The 17,648-nt window shown below is 69.9% G+C and carries 20 protein-coding genes and 1 pseudogene; 12 read left to right on the top strand and 9 right to left on the bottom strand.

Annotated features, from left to right (window positions below; all coding sequences use genetic code 11):
- Positions 1-22: 22 nt before the first annotated feature.
- The 4 genes from AB0J93_RS21275 to rox form a co-directional block, all read right to left on the bottom strand.
- Positions 23-1,129: a hypothetical protein gene (locus tag AB0J93_RS21275; protein ID WP_363924046.1), complete on the bottom strand. Its 1,107-nt coding sequence runs from the start codon at positions 1,127-1,129 to the stop codon at positions 23-25.
- 203 nt (positions 1,130-1,332) lie between these two features.
- A complete protein-coding gene (locus tag AB0J93_RS21270; RefSeq protein WP_363924181.1) occupies positions 1,333-3,042 on the bottom strand; it encodes a bifunctional 3'-5' exonuclease/DNA polymerase in 1,710 nt (569 codons plus the stop codon).
- A gap of 25 nt (positions 3,043-3,067) precedes the next feature.
- The gene (locus AB0J93_RS21265; RefSeq protein ID WP_363924045.1) at positions 3,068-3,478 is read right to left on the bottom strand and encodes a nitroreductase family deazaflavin-dependent oxidoreductase; all 411 of its coding nucleotides are present in this window, start codon (positions 3,476-3,478) and stop codon (positions 3,068-3,070) included.
- Positions 3,468-4,901, bottom strand: coding sequence for a rifampin monooxygenase (gene rox, locus AB0J93_RS21260; protein WP_363924044.1), 1,434 nt, complete (start codon positions 4,899-4,901; stop codon positions 3,468-3,470). Before rox ends, AB0J93_RS21265 begins: the two co-directional genes overlap by 11 nt.
- A 178-nt stretch (positions 4,902-5,079) precedes the next feature.
- Here rox and AB0J93_RS21255 point away from each other — a divergent pair, with 178 nt between their 5' ends.
- From AB0J93_RS21255 to AB0J93_RS21240, 4 genes are read left to right on the top strand one after another with little or no spacing between them, the layout of a single operon-like run.
- On the top strand, positions 5,080-5,454 hold the full coding sequence (locus AB0J93_RS21255) for a VOC family protein (RefSeq protein ID WP_282237594.1): 375 nt from the start codon (positions 5,080-5,082) through the stop codon (positions 5,452-5,454).
- Positions 5,438-6,085: a GyrI-like domain-containing protein gene (locus AB0J93_RS21250; RefSeq protein ID WP_363924043.1), complete on the top strand. Its 648-nt coding sequence runs from the start codon at positions 5,438-5,440 to the stop codon at positions 6,083-6,085. Before AB0J93_RS21255 ends, AB0J93_RS21250 begins: the two co-directional genes overlap by 17 nt.
- A 32-nt stretch (positions 6,086-6,117) precedes the next feature.
- Complete coding sequence (locus AB0J93_RS21245) at positions 6,118-7,086, top strand: GNAT family N-acetyltransferase (RefSeq protein ID WP_363924042.1); 969 nt, start codon at positions 6,118-6,120, stop codon at positions 7,084-7,086.
- 35 nt (positions 7,087-7,121) lie between these two features.
- The gene (locus AB0J93_RS21240; protein WP_363924041.1) at positions 7,122-7,571 is read left to right on the top strand and encodes an alpha/beta hydrolase; all 450 of its coding nucleotides are present in this window, start codon (positions 7,122-7,124) and stop codon (positions 7,569-7,571) included.
- Positions 7,572-7,612: 41 nt separating this feature from the next.
- On the opposite strand, the gene AB0J93_RS21235 is transcribed toward AB0J93_RS21240, so the two are convergent.
- Entirely contained in the window at positions 7,613-8,353 is a 741-nt protein-coding gene (locus tag AB0J93_RS21235) for a TioE family transcriptional regulator (RefSeq protein ID WP_363924040.1), read from the bottom strand.
- A 54-nt stretch (positions 8,354-8,407) separates the two neighbouring features.
- Between AB0J93_RS21235 and AB0J93_RS21230 the strand changes: the two genes are divergently transcribed.
- From AB0J93_RS21230 to AB0J93_RS21220, 3 genes are all read left to right on the top strand, one after another.
- Positions 8,408-9,997, top strand: a complete 1,590-nt coding sequence (locus tag AB0J93_RS21230; RefSeq protein WP_363924039.1) for a DUF6194 family protein — start codon at positions 8,408-8,410, stop codon at positions 9,995-9,997.
- A 143-nt stretch (positions 9,998-10,140) separates the two neighbouring features.
- Positions 10,141-10,938: a hypothetical protein gene (locus AB0J93_RS21225; RefSeq protein ID WP_363924038.1), complete on the top strand. Its 798-nt coding sequence runs from the start codon at positions 10,141-10,143 to the stop codon at positions 10,936-10,938.
- A gap of 249 nt (positions 10,939-11,187) precedes the next feature.
- On the top strand, positions 11,188-12,111 hold the full coding sequence (locus tag AB0J93_RS21220; RefSeq protein WP_363924037.1) for an AEC family transporter: 924 nt from the start codon (positions 11,188-11,190) through the stop codon (positions 12,109-12,111).
- A gap of 152 nt (positions 12,112-12,263) precedes the next feature.
- On the opposite strand, the gene AB0J93_RS21215 is transcribed toward AB0J93_RS21220, so the two are convergent.
- The gene (locus AB0J93_RS21215) at positions 12,264-13,031 is read right to left on the bottom strand and encodes a serine protease (protein WP_363924036.1); all 768 of its coding nucleotides are present in this window, start codon (positions 13,029-13,031) and stop codon (positions 12,264-12,266) included.
- Between the two features lie 133 nt (positions 13,032-13,164).
- On the opposite strand from AB0J93_RS21215, the gene AB0J93_RS21210 reads away from it, so the two are divergent.
- Positions 13,165-13,620, top strand: coding sequence for a GNAT family N-acetyltransferase (locus AB0J93_RS21210; protein WP_363924035.1), 456 nt, complete (start codon positions 13,165-13,167; stop codon positions 13,618-13,620).
- A gap of 49 nt (positions 13,621-13,669) precedes the next feature.
- Here the strand turns inward: AB0J93_RS21210 and AB0J93_RS21205 are convergent, their stop codons facing one another.
- Positions 13,670-14,083: a hypothetical protein gene (locus tag AB0J93_RS21205; RefSeq protein WP_363924034.1), complete on the bottom strand. Its 414-nt coding sequence runs from the start codon at positions 14,081-14,083 to the stop codon at positions 13,670-13,672.
- A 169-nt stretch (positions 14,084-14,252) separates the two neighbouring features.
- Between AB0J93_RS21205 and AB0J93_RS21200 the strand changes: the two genes are divergently transcribed.
- Positions 14,253-14,600 carry a VOC family protein gene (locus AB0J93_RS21200; protein WP_363924033.1) on the top strand — a complete coding sequence of 116 codons (348 nt, stop codon included), beginning with the start codon at positions 14,253-14,255 and terminating at the stop codon, positions 14,598-14,600.
- A gap of 212 nt (positions 14,601-14,812) precedes the next feature.
- Positions 14,813-15,241 carry a nitroreductase family deazaflavin-dependent oxidoreductase gene (locus tag AB0J93_RS21195; RefSeq protein WP_363924032.1) on the top strand — a complete coding sequence of 143 codons (429 nt, stop codon included), beginning with the start codon at positions 14,813-14,815 and terminating at the stop codon, positions 15,239-15,241.
- 75 nt (positions 15,242-15,316) lie between these two features.
- On the opposite strand, the gene AB0J93_RS21190 is transcribed toward AB0J93_RS21195, so the two are convergent.
- Entirely contained in the window at positions 15,317-15,454 is a 138-nt protein-coding gene (locus AB0J93_RS21190) for a hypothetical protein (protein ID WP_363924192.1), read from the bottom strand.
- 15 nt (positions 15,455-15,469) lie between these two features.
- A pseudogene (locus AB0J93_RS21185) lies at positions 15,470-15,970 on the bottom strand (FAD-dependent monooxygenase); the annotation flags it as partial.
- On the opposite strand from AB0J93_RS21185, the gene AB0J93_RS21180 reads away from it, so the two are divergent.
- Together AB0J93_RS21180 and AB0J93_RS21175 are read left to right on the top strand one after the other, a co-directional pair.
- Positions 15,862-16,302: a hypothetical protein gene (locus AB0J93_RS21180; RefSeq protein ID WP_363924031.1), complete on the top strand. Its 441-nt coding sequence runs from the start codon at positions 15,862-15,864 to the stop codon at positions 16,300-16,302. The pseudogene AB0J93_RS21185 and the gene AB0J93_RS21180 overlap by 109 nt on opposite strands.
- Positions 16,303-17,082: 780 nt before the next feature.
- Positions 17,083-17,559 (top strand): DUF6223 family protein, encoded by a 477-nt coding sequence (locus AB0J93_RS21175; protein ID WP_363924030.1) that lies wholly within the window; start codon positions 17,083-17,085, stop codon positions 17,557-17,559.
- Positions 17,560-17,648: the final 89 nt, after the last annotated feature.

Raw genomic sequence — 17,648 nt, 5'->3', positions numbered from 1 at the left:
CCGGGATCGTGCCCGCGCGGGGCTACGGCTCGCGGCGGGTGGCCAGGCGCAGCCGACGTTTGACGCCACCTGCCGCGCGGGTCCTGAGCCGGGAGAGAACGTTGACGTTGTCGGGTTGGCCGTCCGGCCGCTGGCTGAGGGTGTCGGCGTGGCCCAGCATGCCGACGATCGTCTCGACAGCGACCTGGAGCAGTTGCTGCTCGTCCAGTTCGTCGGGGCTGATGCTCTGCCGCATCACGCTCGGCCGCAGGTCGTCGAGGTCACCGACGATCTGGCACGGGTAGTCCTGAAGCTCCTTGATCTGCTGCTCCGCCAGCTCCCGCACCCAGTCGGCCCGGTCCAGGCCGACGCCGAAGGGCACCCCGTCGCGCCGCTTGAGCACGGCGTCGACCAGGTGCCGGTGGACCACCTTCTGGTACGGCGTCCGCAGCGGATACCTGTCGCCCAACGCCAGGTTGACCCGGCGGAGCAGTTCGATCTCGGCCGCGCCGAGCGACGGGTTCGAGGTGGGTTCCGCCAGTTCGCAAAGCCCGTCCGGGATCCCGAGGATCCCGGCGAACCGGTGCCACAGCAAATCCCTCGGTGCGCCGGGCGGCGGAACCGTCACCAGGTACCGGTGCTGTGCGGGGACCAGGTCGCCCCAACGGCGCAGCATGCGCGGTGCGGTGTGGTTGTTCCAGAAGGCCTCGGCCCTGCCCTCCTCGACGGCGCGCATGAAGGCGCCGAACCGCCAGCCGCTGCGGGCCCGGATGCTCTGCTGCCAGAAGGACGGGAAGGTCCGCCACAGGTCACGACCGGCCGCGATGACGTGCACCTCGGCGGCCTCCAGGCTCTGCACCGCCCGGGCGGCCTGCGCGCTGGTCGCCGCGCCCAGCCCCTCGTTGCTGATGATCACATCACCGGGCCAGCTGCGCGCCTTCTCGGCCAGCCGGTCCCAGGTCCAGTAGACGTCGCTGTCCCGCCAGGGCGCCTCGCGCAGATCGGCCATCGCGTGGTCGTGCGCCACGGCACTACCCGGCAGCAGAATGCCAGCGTCCCGCAGCGCCGCACAATTGTTCCAGAGCACGTTCTGCACGTAGGTGCTTCCCGTTTTCGGCGCACCGATATGCAGATAGACGCGTCTGGCCATGCCGCCTCCCTGGCACCGACACCAAGTCGAATCGAAGTGGTCACGTTTGCGGAGCCAGGGTGACATACGGCGGGGGTCCGCCAAAACAGCGGGCGACGCCTTTTCTGGCAGACCAATTCCCTGTTGTGCAGAGATGTATAGGCCGCGAAATCCAGGTGAACAGTTCCTGCCGGCTCACGTGGTCAACAGTTCGTCGACGGTGATCACGCCGCGTCGGCGTAGCACTCCACGATGGACAGGTCCAACGGAAAGCGGACCGGAGTGTCCCCGAACAGCAGCGCGGTGGCCCGTCGACCGGCCCGGTCGACCGCCTCGGCGACCTGCTCGGCCTGCGCCGCCGGGCAGTGCACGATCACCTCGTCGTGCTGGAAGAAGACCAGCTCGGCCCGGGTGCCGGCCAACTCGCCGCGGAGCACCGCGAGCAGGGTGGACGCCCACTCGGCCGCGGTGGCCTGGATGACGAAGTTGCGGGTGAACCGGCCCCGGGACCGGGCCGCCCGGGCACGCGGCGACTGGACGTCACCGGCCCCGTCCGGGTCCACCGGACCATCCTCGTCGGCACCGAATCCCGCTGTACCGGGCGGGCAGGTCCGCCCCAACCAGGATCGCACCAACCCGCCCACCTCACCGGTCCGCGCCGCCGCCTCGACGTAGCCGAACGCGGTCGGGTAGCTGCGCCGCAGCACCGCCAAAGCCGGCACCGCCGACCCGCCGGTCTGCCCGTACATGGCGCCGAGCAGCGCCAGCTTGGCCCGGCCCCGGTCACCGTCGAACGCGTCCCGGGCCAGCGCGGCGTAAAGGTCACCGGTCGCCCCGGCGGCGGCGAGCCGAACGTCCCCGGAGACGGCCGCCAGCACCCGTGGCTCCAACTGCCCGGCGTCGGCCACCACGAACCGCCAGCCCGGGTCGGCCACCACCGCCCGGCGGATCACCTTCGGGATCTGCAACGCACCGCCACCCCGGGTGGCCCACCGCCCCGACACCACCCCGCCGGGAACGTACTCCGGCCGGAACCGACCGTCGCGCACCCAGGCATCCCGCCACGTCCGGCCGTGCGCCGTCCAGATCCGGTACAGCTCCTTGTACTCCAGGACCAGCGGCACCGCAGGGTGATCGACCCCGCGCAGCACCCAGGCCCGGGTGTTCGGCAGCTCCACTCCCACCCGCGCGAACGCCTTCAGCAGCTCGGCCGGGCTGTCCGCATGGACCTGCCGGACCCCGAACGCGTCGGCGATCCGCGCGGCCAGCTCCGCCAGCCGGCGCGGCGGCCCGCCCACCGGAGAGGGCTCACCCAGCAACTCGGCGAGGACCGCGTCGTGCACATCGGCCCGCCAGGGCAGCCCGGCCGCCCCCATCTCGGCCGCGATCAACGCACCGGCCGACTCGGCCGCCACCAGCAGCCGGAACCGCCCCGGGTCGCCGGTCGCGACGACCCGGCCGAGTTGGTCGGCGTACACCCGGGTCAGCGCGGTGATGCCGGGGCCCGGCGGCCCCGGCACGGCGTCGAAGAGCGCGGCCTGACCGGCACCGGGCGGGGTGGCGGCGCGCGGCGGCGGGTCGGCCGGCACCGACGCACCGGTCAGCCGCGCCCAGGCCGCCGCCAGGCCGCGGGGCTCACCCCACCGACCGGCGTACCCGAGCAGCAGCGCCTCGGTCAGCTCCACGTCGTGACACCGCTGCACCGTGACCCCGGCGCGTAGCAGCGTCGGGTAGAGCCCGGCCCCGGACGCCCACACCCAGCGTGGCTGGTCGGTGCGCTCCCGGGCAGCCACCGCGGCGGGCAGGTCGACGACCGACTCGGGCACGCCCAGCGGCGCACCGGTCGGGTCGAGGGGTTGCAACACTCCCCCACCCCGCTCGTCAGACGCCACCGCCACCAGCACGAACGTGATTCTGCCCGGCCCCTGCGACAGACCGGGGCCGGGCTCGGTCCGCTCGTCAGTCTCGACGAATGCTCATCCGCAGCAGTTCGGAGTCGTCGGAGACGCCCGGTGGCGCCTTGGTGCCCGCCGGGAGCAACGACCAGACCTCCTGTTTCCGCACCAACCGAGGAGAATCCAGCTGCACCTGCTCGCCGCCGACGGACAGACCTGCGGTTCCCGCCGCCAGGACGTTTCGCACCCAGTCGGTACGCGGCCCGTACAGCGGAAGGAACAGGTATCCGTCGGGCAGCGGATGAGCGTCGAGCGGAGTCTGGTACGTCCTGCCGGACGATCTACCGACGTGCGTCAGGACCGGTCGGACACCCCGACGGATTTCCCGGGGGTTGACGACCCGTTTGTTGAGCCGGGCGAGCCAGCGCGGCAACGGCATGCCGACCTCCTCGTTCTCGTGCGTGTCAGCGAACACCACCGAACCACTTGGCCAGCGCCACCTCAAGGGTCTGCTGGTCCTCGCCGACCCACGCGACGTGCCCGTCCGGCCGAAGCAGGATCGCCGGCACGTCCAGCTCCCCACTGGTGTCGACGACATGATCTACCCGGTCACGCCAGCCGTCCACCGAGAGCCGTCCGGTCTGGTCGAGCAGCAACCCGTCGCCGGTGCGCATCAGCTCGAACAGCCGCCCATGTTCGAGCTGGACGTCGCGCAGTCGCCGCCCGAGCAGGGCATGGCCCTCCCCGAAGTCGTACCGGACGCTGATCGCCGTGATCTTCTCGATCAGGAACCGGTTGACGTCGTTGAAGTCCATCAGCTGCCCCAACAACCGTCGGACGGCCTGCGGCCCGGGCTCGTTGGTGGTCAACTCCATCTGGGCGCGCGTGTTGTCGAGCACGTCCGCTGCCACCGGATGCCGCTCGGACTCGTAACTGTCCAGCAGGTCCTCCGGCGCCCAGTCGTCGATCGCCGCCGCCAATTTCCAACCCAGGTTGAACGCGTCCTGGATCCCGAGGTTGAGCCCCTGACCACCCATCGGCGGGTGGACGTGCGCGGCGTCCCCGGCCAGGAACACCCGTCCGACCCGGTAGCGCTCGGCCTGGCGGGTCGCGTCACCGAAGCGCGACAGCCAGCGGGGCGAGTGCACGCCGAAGTCGGTGCCCGCGTACGCGCGCAGCTGTTGCTTGAACTCGGCAAGCGTCGGCGGCGTGGACCGGTCTTCGACCACGCCCTGCGCCGGCACGACCGCCCGGAACACCCCCGGCGTACCCGACGGCCCGACCCCGAACCGCTTTTCGGTCTTGCGGATCTCCGTCACCACCTCGGCGATGTCCTCCGGAGACGCCGTCACCGCCACCTCGCCCAGCAGCGTGTCGACTCTCGACGGCTCGCCGGGAAACCCGACGCCGAGCAGCTTCCGAACCGTGCTGCGCCCGCCGTCACAGCCGACGACGAACCGCGCACGCACCGGCGACCCGCTGTTACCTCCGAGATGGACGGTCACCCCCACGTCGTCCTGCTCCAGCCGGACCACCGCGCAGCCCCGGCGGATCTCAGCTCCGACGTCGGCCGCGTGCTCGGCGAGCAGCCGGTCGGTGAGCGTCTGCGGAATCCCCAGCACGAATCCGTGGGCGGTGTCCAGTCCGGTGGGGGCGGGCTTGTCGATGCCCGCGAAGAATCCCCGGATCGGAAACTGTTTACCATTTTCGAGGAACCGCTCCAACAGCCCCCGCTGATCCATTACCTCGATACTGCGCGCATGCAGTCCGAGCGACCGCACGAACGGCGGCGGTTCGGCTTCCTTCTCCAGCACGAGCACGCTGACGCCCCGCAGCCGCAATTCGCTCGCCAGCATCATGCCGGTCGGCCCGCCGCCGACGACGACCACATCGAACATGCATTTCCCCCAGGTGTTCCGATTCAGGCGCTGGCCGACGATTGTGCGCCACGACCGGGGTCTTGCCGCAATGCCGGGGGTGCGGTATATGTTGATAGTGGCAAGGAGTTCTTCTCCTTGCCTTTGTGCTTTACGGTCCGGCTCGCCGGCCCGCGTCCAGAGCTATTAGCCTGGGCGCATGACAGTCGACCTCTTCGCCGGGCTTCCGGTCAGCGACTATCAGCGTGCCCTCACCTGGTACGAGCGGCTGCTGGGCTCCGCACCCACGTTCGTGCCGAACGACACCGAGGCGGTGTGGGAGCTTGCCGAGCACCGGTACCTCTACATCGAGGAACTGCCCGAGCGGGCCGGCCACGCCCTCCAGACCGTGTTCGTCGACGACCTCGATCAGCGGGTGGACGGCATCGCCGCCCGAGGCATCCAACCTGCCTCACGAGAGACGTACGACAACGGTGTGCGCAAGGTGATCTACCGTGACCCCGACGGCAACGAGATCGGCTTCGGCGGTGCGCCGCTCGACCCGGCCCAGGAACCCGATGACAGACAAGATTGACTTCAAGAAGACCGTCGACGCCTACCAGGCACCACGGGGACGATTCCGGATCGTCGACGTACCCGACCTGTGTTACCTCATGATCGACGGCCACGGCGACCCGAACACCTCACCCGCCTTCACCACGGCCGTCGAAGCGCTGTACCCGGTGGCGTACAAGCTGAAGTTCGCCAGCAAGCGCGACCTCGGGCGCGACTACGTCGTCCCGCCGCTCGAGGGCCTGTGGTGGGCCGAGGACATGGCCGCCTTCACCACCTCGCGGGACAAGTCACGGTGGAACTGGACCCTGCTGCTCATGGTCCCGGACTGGATCGACCGGGCCATGTTCGACGCCGCCGTCACCCAGGCCGGGGCGAAGAACCAGCCGGTACGCCTCGACGACATCCGCCTGGAGACCCTGTCCGAAGGACGGTGCGTCCAGACGCTGCACGTCGGTTCCTTCGACGACGAAGCGGCGGTGCTCGCCCAACTGCATGACGAGTTCATCCCGGCCCAGAGGTTGCGCATGGCCGGAAAACACCACGAGATCTATCTCAGTGACTTCCGCAGAGTCGCGCCGGAGAAACAGCGCACCATCCTGCGACAGCCGGTCACCGCCGGGGCCGCATCCGCGCCGTCGAAACCAGGATGACCGCGACACCGGCGGCGCGTAGGGTGCCGGCCATGTCCCGCACCGAGCTACGGCCGTTCACGGCCGCGGATCTGGCTGCCTGCGCCACCTTGCTGGCCGACCGGCACCGCCGGCACCGCGTCGCCCAGCCGCTGCTGTCCGCCCGGTTCGAGCACGCCGCCGCGGCGCTGGCCGAGCTGACCAGCGCGTACGAGACGCCGGACGCGTCGGGGGCGGTCGCCTACCGCTCCGGTGTCGCGGTGGGTTTCGTCCTCGGTGCGCCGAAGCCGTCACCGCTGTGGGGGCCGAACATCTGGGTCGAGGCCACCGGGCTGGCGGTCACCGATCCCGAGGTGATGCGCGACCTGTACGCGCTCGCCGCCAGCCGCTGGGTCGACGAAGGCCGCACGGCGCACTACGTCGTCGTTCCGGCACACGACGCGGAACTGGTACGAGCCTGGTTCCGGCTGGGCTTCGGCCAGCAGCACGCGCACGCCATCCGGCCCGCCGCACGGCCGGCATCGGTCACACCGGGCGGACTGTCGGTGCGTCGGGCGACCCGAGCCGACATCCCGGCACTCGCCCAACTCGATCTTGAGTTGCCGCTGCACCAGGGACAGTCCCCGACGTTCTCCGCCGGCCCGACGGGCACGCTTGAGGAAGCCGTCGCCGAGTGGACGGCCGACATCGACAATCCCGCGTACGCCACCTTCGTGGCCGAAGCGGACGGCCAGGTCATCGGCTCCGCCGTCGGTTGCGCGCTGGAGAAGTCGAGCGCGCACCTGAGCCTGGCCCGCCCGGAGCACGCCGGGTTCCTCGGGTTCGCGGCGGTCCTCCCGCCCGCCCGTGGCGCCGGCGCCGGACGAGCCCTCGGATCCGCCGTCATAGACTGGGCGGCGTCGGCCGGTTTCGACAGCGTGGTCACCGACTGGCGAGTCACCAATCTGCTCTCCTCGCGGACCTGGCCGAAGCTGGGCTTCACCGAGACGTTTCTCCGGCTGCACCGGCTGATCCGCTACTGACCGCCGTAGCCCTCACGTTCGCTGCCGCTCCGGGATTGGCCCTGTCGGTTGGGGCCGGTTGGGCTTTGAGTGCCGTTGCCTCCTCTGCAGGCCGCGAGGATGAGCCGGCGATCCTCGTGGCGCACAGCGCAGGTTGCCTGACCGTCGCCGTCTGGGCCAGCCAACACGTCGGCCCCGTTCGTGCCGCCCTGCTGGTCACGCCACCGCACCTGGATCCGGACTGGACTGCCGACCCTCAGGAGACCGTCGATGTCATCATCGACCACGTGCCACGCGAGCCACTGCCCTTCCGCTCGATTCTGGTCGCCAGTCGCAACGATCCACATGCCACGTACGAGCAATTCGAAGCGTACGCGCGAGACTGGGGCTCGGAACTGTTCGACGCAGGCACGGTCGGGCACCTGGACTCCAAAACCGGGTTCGGCGCGTGGCCCGACGGCCAGCGTCTCGTCCGGTCGTTGACCCAGCCCTTCCTACCCGGTTAACCACGTCGGCTCGGCGGGTCGCGGCGAAACCCGGGCTGGGTCTAGCGCCGTCCGGCGGATTTGGTCTCGACGTCGAGGTATTCGGCGAGCCGGGCGGCCCCGGTGAGCATGGCTTGGCCGCGGGCGGTGAGTTGTTGCCGCCACTGGCGCAGCGACGCGGCGAGCGGTTCGGTGCCACCGGCTGCACGCACCCGACGCAGCACGCCGGCGATGTGGTCGAGCCGGTAGCCGCCGCGGCGCAGCAGGTGAGCGAGTTCGGCGTCGCGGACATCGTCCGGCGAGTAGACGCGGTAGCCGGTCGCGGGCTCGCGCGCCGGCTGCACGATGCCAGCCCGTTCCCACTTGCGCAGGGTCGCCGGTCGTACGCCGAGGCGGTGGGCCAGCACGCTGATCGGCACGGCGCTCCGGCTCTGCGGTTGCTGCTGCGAGCCGGCGAGAGAGGCGACCGCCGCCTCGACCGCGTCCAGGGTTTCTCGGTCACGCTGAAGCAGGACGTGGCTGTCGTCGATCGTGCGCAACGCGGCGTCGATGTCGCCCCGGTTGACGGCACGCATGATCTCACCGCTGGCCGGGTAGCCGTGACCCACGATCAGCGCGAGGTAGGCGCTCAGCGCCTTGGCGTGCACCTCGGTGAACAGGCGGTAGCCGGTGGGGCTGCGCTGGGCCGCCGGCAGGACGCCATCTCGTTCGTAGTTGCGCACCGCCTGCGCGGAGAGGCCGTGCCGACGCGCGAGGTCGACTGGTCGGCGTACCCCCGGGTTGGAGGGTTTCGTGGCTCCCACCGCGCTCCATTGCTCAGAAGTCTCAACCGCTGGTTCAACGATACGGTTGATGGAATGACATCCCTTCTCGACCTGCTTGCCGTACCGCCGACGCTGCTCGCGCTCGGCGAACCGACGCACGGCGAGTCCGCCTTCCTCCAGATCCGCAACGAGACCTTCATGTCGCTGGCCGAGCAGGGCTACCGGTCGATCGCGCTGGAGAGCGACCGGGCGGCGGGGCTGACCGCCAACGAGTTCGTCCAGGGCAGCACCGCCGTCACACTCGACCGTGCGCTCGCCGAAGGCTTCAGCCACGGGCTCGGCGCCGCCCCGGCCAACCGCGACCTGCTGCTGCGGATGCGCGAGTGGAACGCCGGGCGGTCGGCCGCCGAGCGCCTCACGTTGCACGGCTTCGACGCCCCGCTTGAGATCGAGGGCGCCCCGAGCCCTCGGCGCTACCTCATTCGGGTCTGCGAACTCCTCGGTCTCGACCGGTCAGCGGAGATCGACGGCCTGATCGGGGACGAGGCGCGGTGGAGCGAGACGGCAGCGATCTGGGAGCCCGGTAGGTCGGTCGGGCGCTCGGCCGACGCCCAGCGCCTGCGGGTGATCGCCGACGATCTGCTGACCGAGCTGTACCTGAACGCACCCCGACTGGCCGAGGGCTGGCAGACGGCGTTCGTGCACGCCACGTCCGCCATCGCGGTGCTGCGCTACCACGCTGCGGCCGCCGCACCACTGGAGCAGGAAGAACGCTTCGCCCGCCTGGCCGGGGTCCGAGACGCACTGATGGCCGAGAACCTGCTCGCGATCCGCTCGGCCGAGGCACACCGCGGACCCACGCTGGTCTTCGCGCACAACACTCACCTTCAGCGCCGATCGAGCACGATGACCATGGCCGGAATGGACGTCTCGTGGGCCGGTGCCGGCGCCATCGTCGCGTCGTTGCTGGCCGACAGGTACGCGGTGATCGTCGGCAGCCTCGGCGCCTCCCCCACGCTCGGCATCGAGGCCCCCGCCCCGTCGACCTACGAAGGCAGACTCCAGCAGGAAACCACGCTTCCACGGTACGTCCGGGCATCCGAGATAACAGCGGCCGAGCAGAGAGTCCACGACTACCGCTACTTCCCGCTGGATCAGGCCACCATCGACCACGCCGACGCGGTGCTGCACATCCCGACCGGCGTCGATGCGGCCGTGCTCGCCGACCGGATTCTCGCGCTGCCCGGCGTCGAGCAAGTCGTGGCGAGCGAGGAGAACGGATCACCCGAGGGCGCCTGGGGCGACCGGTTCTTCCACGTCGGCCCCGACCGCCGTCAGCCGTTCGCCACCATCGTCGAGCACGACGTGCCCGGCTTCGACGACGCCTCCGAGCTCGACCGTCCCGGCGTCTTCCGCCTCAACCTGGACCTGGGCCGAACCGAGTTCGAGAGCCTGTTCGGCTTTCCACCCAAGGCGTTCGAGGACCACCGGCACGAGTTCGACTTCGCCCGCCTGGACACCCTCGTACCGCACCCCGGCTACGCGCGGTACGGCTTCGGCAGCATCGTCATGCCCGGCCCGCACATGCTGCCCGAGATCGACCGGCTCCTCACCATCGCCCACGCCCGAGCAGTCGACCGCCACGAACGCGCCGCGCGTCGAGCGGCCGACCAGCAGGCTTGATCACCGGTCAGGCAGCGCGAAGGTCTCCCCCGGCAGCCGACGCGCTCGGACGGCGGCCCGACAGTACATCCACCTGCTCGGCCGACCCTCAGAAACAAGGAACGACGGTGCGGTCACGCGCAGGAGCCGGTAGGAATGTTCGCGTGGACTCCGGCACCCTGCACTGCGCTGCGCGTCGTTACCTCATGGATCGGTTCGACGAACTGGCGCGGGCGTACGCGAAGTTGCCTCGTCAGGGCCGCCGGGGCGGCTCCAGCCCTACGGCGCTCCGCATCTTCCCTCGCTACCAAGTGGTACGGGCGATGCTCCTGGAGGTCGAACGGCTCGACCCTGACCGGCTTCCCGGCATCGATGGGCTTGCTGCCGCGCTGGACCGGGCCGCCTTCAGCGCGCAGTCGCCGTTCACGGATCCGCCGGGCGGGCCGATCCAAGCCGAGGTGATGGCCGACGAACGCGGATTGTTCAGTGCCGCCGTGGAGCGCTGGATCGCGATACCTGATCTTGAAGCGGAGCCGCTGGGCTATCGACGGGTCTTGACTTCGGCGGAGTCGTCGGACTGGCGAGCACGGCTACAGGCGCGGTGGGGAGTGCAGGCCACGTCCTGGCACCCAATGCTGCCCGGGCCGGTGCCACCAGGCGTGCTGGTGTTGACCGATGCGGCTGTGCAGACCCGTGCGGGGATCGGCCGGGTTCGTCAGGCGCTGCGGGCCATCGGGGCGCGTCGCGTGATCGAGCTCCGCGAAGACGGCTTGGACTACCTGCTTGATCTCGACCTGTTCGTCCCCACCTACAACGGTGCCGAGGGTGTGTGGAGCGACGACAGCCTGGACTGGGTCCTGTTTGCCTCCCATGAAGGAACCGTCGCGTTCGGTGGGGTGATCGCGCGGGTTCTTCCGACTGTCGAGAAGAACATCGACGACTGGCGCTGGCCCGGGTGGTAGACGCGCAGCACAGACGCCAGCGAGCCGGTGTCCGTCAGGCTCCGGCCGCCGGCTGGCGACCCTCGTGGCCTGGGGCCCGCCGGCAGGATGTTCCTGCGCGACTCGTCGCCCACTCGGTGACGGTGCCGCGCCGTCGGAAGCCGCGCGGACTGCGGAGCAGAGCCGGGCTCCGTCGTAGCGCATGGTGGTCACGACGGGATGCGAGGCTGAACGCGTGGCTTCCCGATCGACGGACACGTGGACAACCGGATGAGCTTGGTGTCGGCGTTCGTACCGATCTGGATCCTTACCGCGGTCGGCTACGCAGCCTGTCGGTGGGGCCTGCTGGGCGAGGCGGTGGCGTCGGTGCTCGGCCGGTTCGTGTTTCATCTTGCGATGCCGTCGGCCCTGTTCCTAGCCCTGTCCCGCATGCCGCTCTCCGCGTTCGCCGGCCGCTCGCTGCTGGCCTTTGCGGTGAGCACTGCCGCGGTCGTCGGGTTCGGGTGGGTCGGCGCGAGCCGGCTGTTCGGTCGTCCGCCCGGCGAACGGCCGATCTGGGGCATGGCCGCCGGGTACGTGAACTCGGCGAACCTCGGCATCCCGATCGCCACGCAGGTTCTCGGCGACGTGTCGTTCCTGGCGGAGGTGGTACTGCTGCAGGTGCTGGTGGTGACGCCGGTGATCCTGGTCGCCCTGGACCGGCACAGCGACCCGGCCGGGCGGGTACGGGTCCGCCGTATCGCCTCCCTGCCGGTACGCAACCCGGTCATCCTGGCGTCGCTGCTCGGTGTCGCGTGCTCGGCTACCGGCCTGCATCTGCCGTCGGCGGTCGGCGCGTCGCTCACCCTGCTGTCGGGCGCCGCGGTTCCGGCCGCCCTGGTAGCGCTCGGCGCGTCGCTGCACCGCACGGCGCCGTCCCCGGCTGCGCCGGCCGAACTGACCGAGCTGGCCGTGATCACCGCGCTGAAGCTCGTCGCACAGCCGGTCATCGCGTACGCGGCCGGGCTGGCCTTGCACCTGTCCGCGCCGCAGTTGCTCGCCGTGGTGGTGTTCGCGGGCCTGCCGACAGCGCAGAACACGTTCATCTTCGGCCAGGAGTACGGCGTCGGCGAGGCGGTGGCCAACCGGGCGGTGGTGGTGACCACGACGCTGTCGTTGGCCACCCTGGCCGCGGCGGCTGCGCTGCTCGGGTAGGTCCGTCAGCGGACCGCCCGCCGCCGACAAGACCACGCTCGCCGACGAGATGGCCGTCGTCTTGCGCACAGGCCTCAGGATCGCCCCGGACACGGCGCCGACGCGAGCGTCAGCGCCGTGTCCGGCTGGGTCACCACTGCCGGGGGCGGTGATCAGCTGGAGCTTGAGAGCAGCTGCTCGGCGGCGCGCTGGATGCTCTGGCTGAAGTAGGCGACGTCGGTGTAGTTGGGGGTCGGCTCCTCGCCGATGTCCCAGTCACAGTCCGAACCGGCGCTCACGATGCCGACCTGCTCCCAGGCGCCGTGGGGAAGCCGGTGCAGGGCTGGCCCACCGGAGTCGCCGGGGCAGTGGCTCTTCTGGTTCACCGACTTCGCGCAGATCGTCGACCTCGGGTACTCGGGGTGCTCATCCCACCAAGGGTCGTCGAAGCACTGCTCGTCCGGCAGGAACGGCAGCTTCACCTTGTGGAGGAAGCGTTCCTGGTGGCCGCCTGACTTCTTCGTGCCCCAGCCGGTCACGGTCAGCGTGTGCAACTGCCGGGGCTCGGTGGCCAGTCGCAGGATGGGCAGGTCGAGCGGTCGTTCCAGCTTGATCACCGCCCAGTCCGGTCCGTTCCACCACTCGGTTCCGCCGATGTGGGCGGTGGATCTGGTCATCGTCCGGCGTGGCTTCTTCAGGTCGACGGTGCCGGAGACGACGGTGAAGCTGTCGCCCGGCTGCTCATCGACACAATGTTGGGCGGTGAGAACCAGTTGCGGGTGAATGAGGGTTCCGCCGCAACCCACCGGCAGCAGCCGGACCATCCACGGGAACTCACCGGGCGCGGCTCGTTCACCGCCGCTGATGGCGGCGGCCGGAGCCGCCGTTGCCAGCACGGCGGCCAACGCCACCACGGCGATCAGGAGTCGTTTCAAACGCATCTGACACCCTTCGAAGAACTACCGGTACGGGGGTAGAACGGCACCAGCGGGCGTTTTTGTTGCAACCGGGGATGAAGGACAGTTGCGCTCGGGCTCGCGCTCGTCTGCTCGACCAAGTGACAGACTTGCCCCCGTGAGGATCAGTCAGGCCGACACGGATGACATCGGAAACCTGGCCCGGCTGTTGTGGCGCGACACCCTCCACGAGGAACCAACCCGGCAGTCCGTTGACGCCTTCGCCGTGGACCTCGCCCAATGGTGGGCCGCCCACCACCACACGCATGCCGCGTTCGTCGCTCGGCTCCGCGGCACAGAGATCGTCGGGATGGCCTGGGTCGCACTCCTGCCTCGGGTCCCGAGACCTGGAGCAACAAGTCGGCTATCCGCAGACATCCAAAGCGTCTTCGTCATACCAGAGCACCGAGGACAGGGCATCGGCTCGGCGCTCGTGCAGGCTGCCGCAGAGCACGCGACCCGCCTCGGCTCCCTTCGTACGACGGTCAATTCCAGCCGCAGAGCAGTGCCCGTCTACGAACGGCTGGGCTTCGAATCATCTCGGCAGTTACTGCAGCGGCCGGCGCGCCAGTAAACGTCCGCATCGGCGGCACGACCGGGCAGGCGATCTGGCAGCGCTGTGGCTATTCCTCGCCGAGGCCGCGGTAGGTGCCCGTCTCGTCACACGCGTTGGCAAAGTCTCGGAAGTCCAGGTTCGCTATACAGAGGTTGGCCGAGACGTCGGCGTACCAGCGTGGCGGCAGCCGGAATGTACGGCCGGGCTCGTCGTACAGATCAACCGCAAGAATGCAGTGCTCATCGTCGGCCATGGTCGTAGCGTCAGCGACGAACAGGTAGGTCAGCTTGTGATCGTCGATCGCGGCTGCGTCCGCGTCGACCAGGTCCTGGATGGTGATGTCCGCGTAGCGGGGGTCGCTGACGAAGGTCGCGTGGTCGGCACCCACCGCTACCTGTAGCTTGGTCCACGCTGTCTCATCGGTGAAGTCGATTCGCAGGACGAGCGAGCGCAGGTCGGCAGGCTGGGGCAGCGGTAGCACATCGGCGATCTTCGCACGTCAAGTCCGGTCTTCTCAGGTAGCGCCCGGACGGCGACAGATCAGGTTGCCGCGGCACATGATGGTTCGAGCGCTCCGCAGCGTCCGCCCTGGCGCCTGGTGAGGGGTCCACCACCCGTACGAGCAAGTACCTCGCGTGCCACAATCCGGCATGACGATTCGCCGCGCCGTGCCCGACATCACAGCCGCCAACCCGGCCGCGAGCAGCGGCTTCTACCAGATTCTGGGCTTCCGGGAGGAGATGAACCTGGGCTGGGTGGTCAACCTGGTCTCACCGTCCAACCCCACCGCCCAGGTCATCCTCATCACCAAAGATGCAGCGGCCTCCGTGAACCCGGACCTCAGCGTGGAGGTCGATGACGTCGACGCCGCCTACGAGGCGGTACGCGCGACGGGAGCAGAGATCGTGCATCCGATCAGCGACGAGCAGTGGGGCGTCCGGCGCTTCTTCGTCCGCGACCCGGACGGCAACGTGGTCAACGTCGTCAGCCACCGCTGACCGGCACAAGGGCCAGCAGATCCGGATGCCGGAATGCGGCACTGATCAGGCCCGCCTTGACCCGCTGACCCGGACCGAACAGGCTGGACGGGTTTCCCGAGCCAACCCGATCTCGATGGAGGGCGGTAGCGGTGACTGACACGACACCCAGCCAACCAGGGCCAGGAAATCCTCGTGGAGCCCGGCAGTTCCGCCCCAGCCGGGGGCGACGCGTGGGCGACGCCGTCATCGGTGTGTTCGTCCGAGCGGGCCTGGTGCCCAGCACGTACATGCTGACCACGACAGGCCGCAAGACCGGCCGGCCGCTCACGCACCCGGCGACGGTGGTCCAGCACGAGGGGCGGCAATGGCTGGTCGCACCCTACGGAGCGGTGTCTTGGGTGCACAACGCCCGCGCCGCCGGACGAGTCGGCCTGGCCCGACGCGGCGACCGGCGGAGTTATGCCGTTCGTGAGATCTCGGCAGCGGAGGCCGGACCGGTACTCAAACGCTACGTTGCCATCGCCACGCCCACCAGGCCGTACTTCAGTGCGGACAAGGACGCGCCGGTCGAGGACTTTGTGGCCGAGGCTGATCGTCACCCCGTCTTCGAACTTCTCCCGATCGATCAGCACGGCTCTGCCGTCGACGACGGACGCTGACGAGTACCTCCCGATCCGGCTGGAATCCTCGGCCATGCGCGTACCTGCTGTTCGGGCCGCCGTACGGCCGCATTGTCAGACCGTCTCGTAGTCGAGAATGCTGCTGACGCCGCGAAGCTGCGCAACATAAGCCTCACCGACAAGTCTCGGCGGGATGATCCGGGCCAGCACGCGTACAGGTGCGGGAAGGGGCTTGTTGGTCCGTTCGCTCACGGCCCGCCGCGAGACCTTGCGCACGCGGCGGGCCCGCAGCGCCTCGTAGCGGCGCAGTGCGCGCGGTACGTCGGCGGGGGCAACGCGCAGCGCGCGGCTGAGCAGCCACGCGTCTTCGAGTGCCTGGTTGGCGCCCTGTGCCTGGGTGGGTGGGAAGGCGTGTGCGGCGTCGCCGAGCAGAGTCGCTCCACCGTGACCCCACTGGTCCGGGACGTGATGCGTGACGTGCCGGAACGACTCCAGGTCCTCGTCGCGGATGTTCTCAAGCAGTTGTTCGACGAGCGCGCCGTATCCTGCGAACCGCTCGGCGAGGGCGGCGGCGGGCGAGCCCTCCAGCGGCTGGTGGACGGGCCGGGCTGCCAGCCGGGACCGCGTCCAACTACTTCCGCAACCGGGAGACTTTGCTGGTGGCGACCGCCCGCAGGATCGTCGAGCAGCACCAGGCCGACATGGTCGAGGCGAGCCGGACTGCCCCTGCGGCCGTACCCGGTGAGGGTGACAGCGTCGAGCGCGCAATCGAACTGATCTCGGGCTCGTTGATGCTGGCCGCGGGCCAGCACCGCGCGCGGTACCTGGCGGTGTTCGAGCTACGCCTGGAGAGCCTGCGGCAACCGGCACTCGCTGCGGTTATCGACGAGTTGACGGCGGCGATGGCGACGTTCACGGTCGGGCACCACACCGAACTCGGACTGCGAATGCCCCCGGCCGCGATCCCGCCGATGCTCGTGATGTACGGCGGCGCGCTCTTCGCGCTGGTCACCGGGCCTGCGGAGGCCGTGACGCCGGCCGCCGTGCGGCCGCTCGCCACCGCGATTGTGAAAGGCGGGCTCGCGGCGGCACGGGCGTAACCGAGCCGCCGAGGCCACAGCCGGGGCAGCCGTAGCGCGGCGTCTGCACCACACCTCGGGGCCGCGTTCGCTCCCGCGCAGCCCGATCACGGCCAGGACGGGAACCGGAGCCCGGCGACGCCAGGCCAGTGTCGAGCCGCCGGCCACCGACGGCAGTTAGCCGAGCAGGTCGAGATTCGGGCGGCGTAATTTCCGGACAGCCCGGCGAACAGCGTCGTCGTCACCACGCAGACGGCGATCGTCCAGCCCCTGCCGCCGGCCCGAATCCTGGACCGTCCGGTACTCGTGCGCGCACCTTGGCCGGATGCCGCCCGGGCGACTCCTGCCCGCGGATATGCGGCCGCCTACCGCGCATGCGGTACCTGCGCGGCGCCTGCCGCGTCTGCGGCAGCCGGCTACGCCGTCGGCCGCAGCGCGAAGTGCATTCATCTGCGGGACGACCAGCGGCGCGTCCGGCGACATGATCGGGCGGCACCCAACCATCGAGGAGAAAATGATGACAACCACCCAGGCTCCCCGTACGGACGGAGCTCTGGCGGGCCTGCCAAGGTCATCACGGCCGCCGCCGCCATCATGATCGCCGTCCTCACCACCTCCCTGCTCCGCCCCGACGTCGCGGTCAAGCAGAGAGGTCTCGGCATGGCCGTTGCTGTGCTCATCGACGCCACCATCGTCCGGATGGTCCTCGTCCCTGCGGTGATGGAACTGTGCGGCGGACCGGGCGGTGCGACCAGGCGAGATCGCAACTACAACACAAGCCGCACGAGAAGGAGAAGACCCATGAGTTCATCAGGAGCCTCGATGCCGGTCCGACGGGCGCTTACTGTGACCGCAGCCGTCCTGGTCGGAGGCATCACGCTCGCCTTACTGCTCGGAGCGTCCGGGCTCGGCGGACCGGCGGCCGCAGACGGACCGGCGGCCGCCATCGATGCTTACCAGCCGACCACCGGGCGACTCGTGTCCCTCGTGGGCGCGCTGGTGGCGCTGGCCGGCGTGGTCATCGGCGGGCTGGCTCTGAGCCGCCCCAGCAGTCGCATCGGCACCCGCAGCGGACGGCTCGGCGCCACCATCGCGCTGATGGCGGGGCTGATCGGCGTGGCCCTCGGCGGATATGTGGTGGCCGCCGCCGAGGGTGGTCCCGGCACCGGCTACGGAATAGTCGGTGGCGTCGTAGCCCTGGTGGTGGGGCTGATCGCCGTGGTCCTCGGCGGACTGGCCTTGGCCCGCTCCCGCCGCGCCGGCCGGCTGACCACCTGACCGGGTGGCTACCGCATCCCCCTGCTCGGATCAGGTGGGCAGGGGGATGCCGGCGACAACGATGCCGGCAGCGGCCCCGATCATCCGAT

The organism is Micromonospora sp. NPDC049374 (assembly GCF_040677165.1).
Classification (GTDB): domain Bacteria; phylum Actinomycetota; class Actinomycetes; order Mycobacteriales; family Micromonosporaceae; genus Micromonospora.
This window is presented reverse-complemented; position numbering and strand designations above follow the sequence as displayed.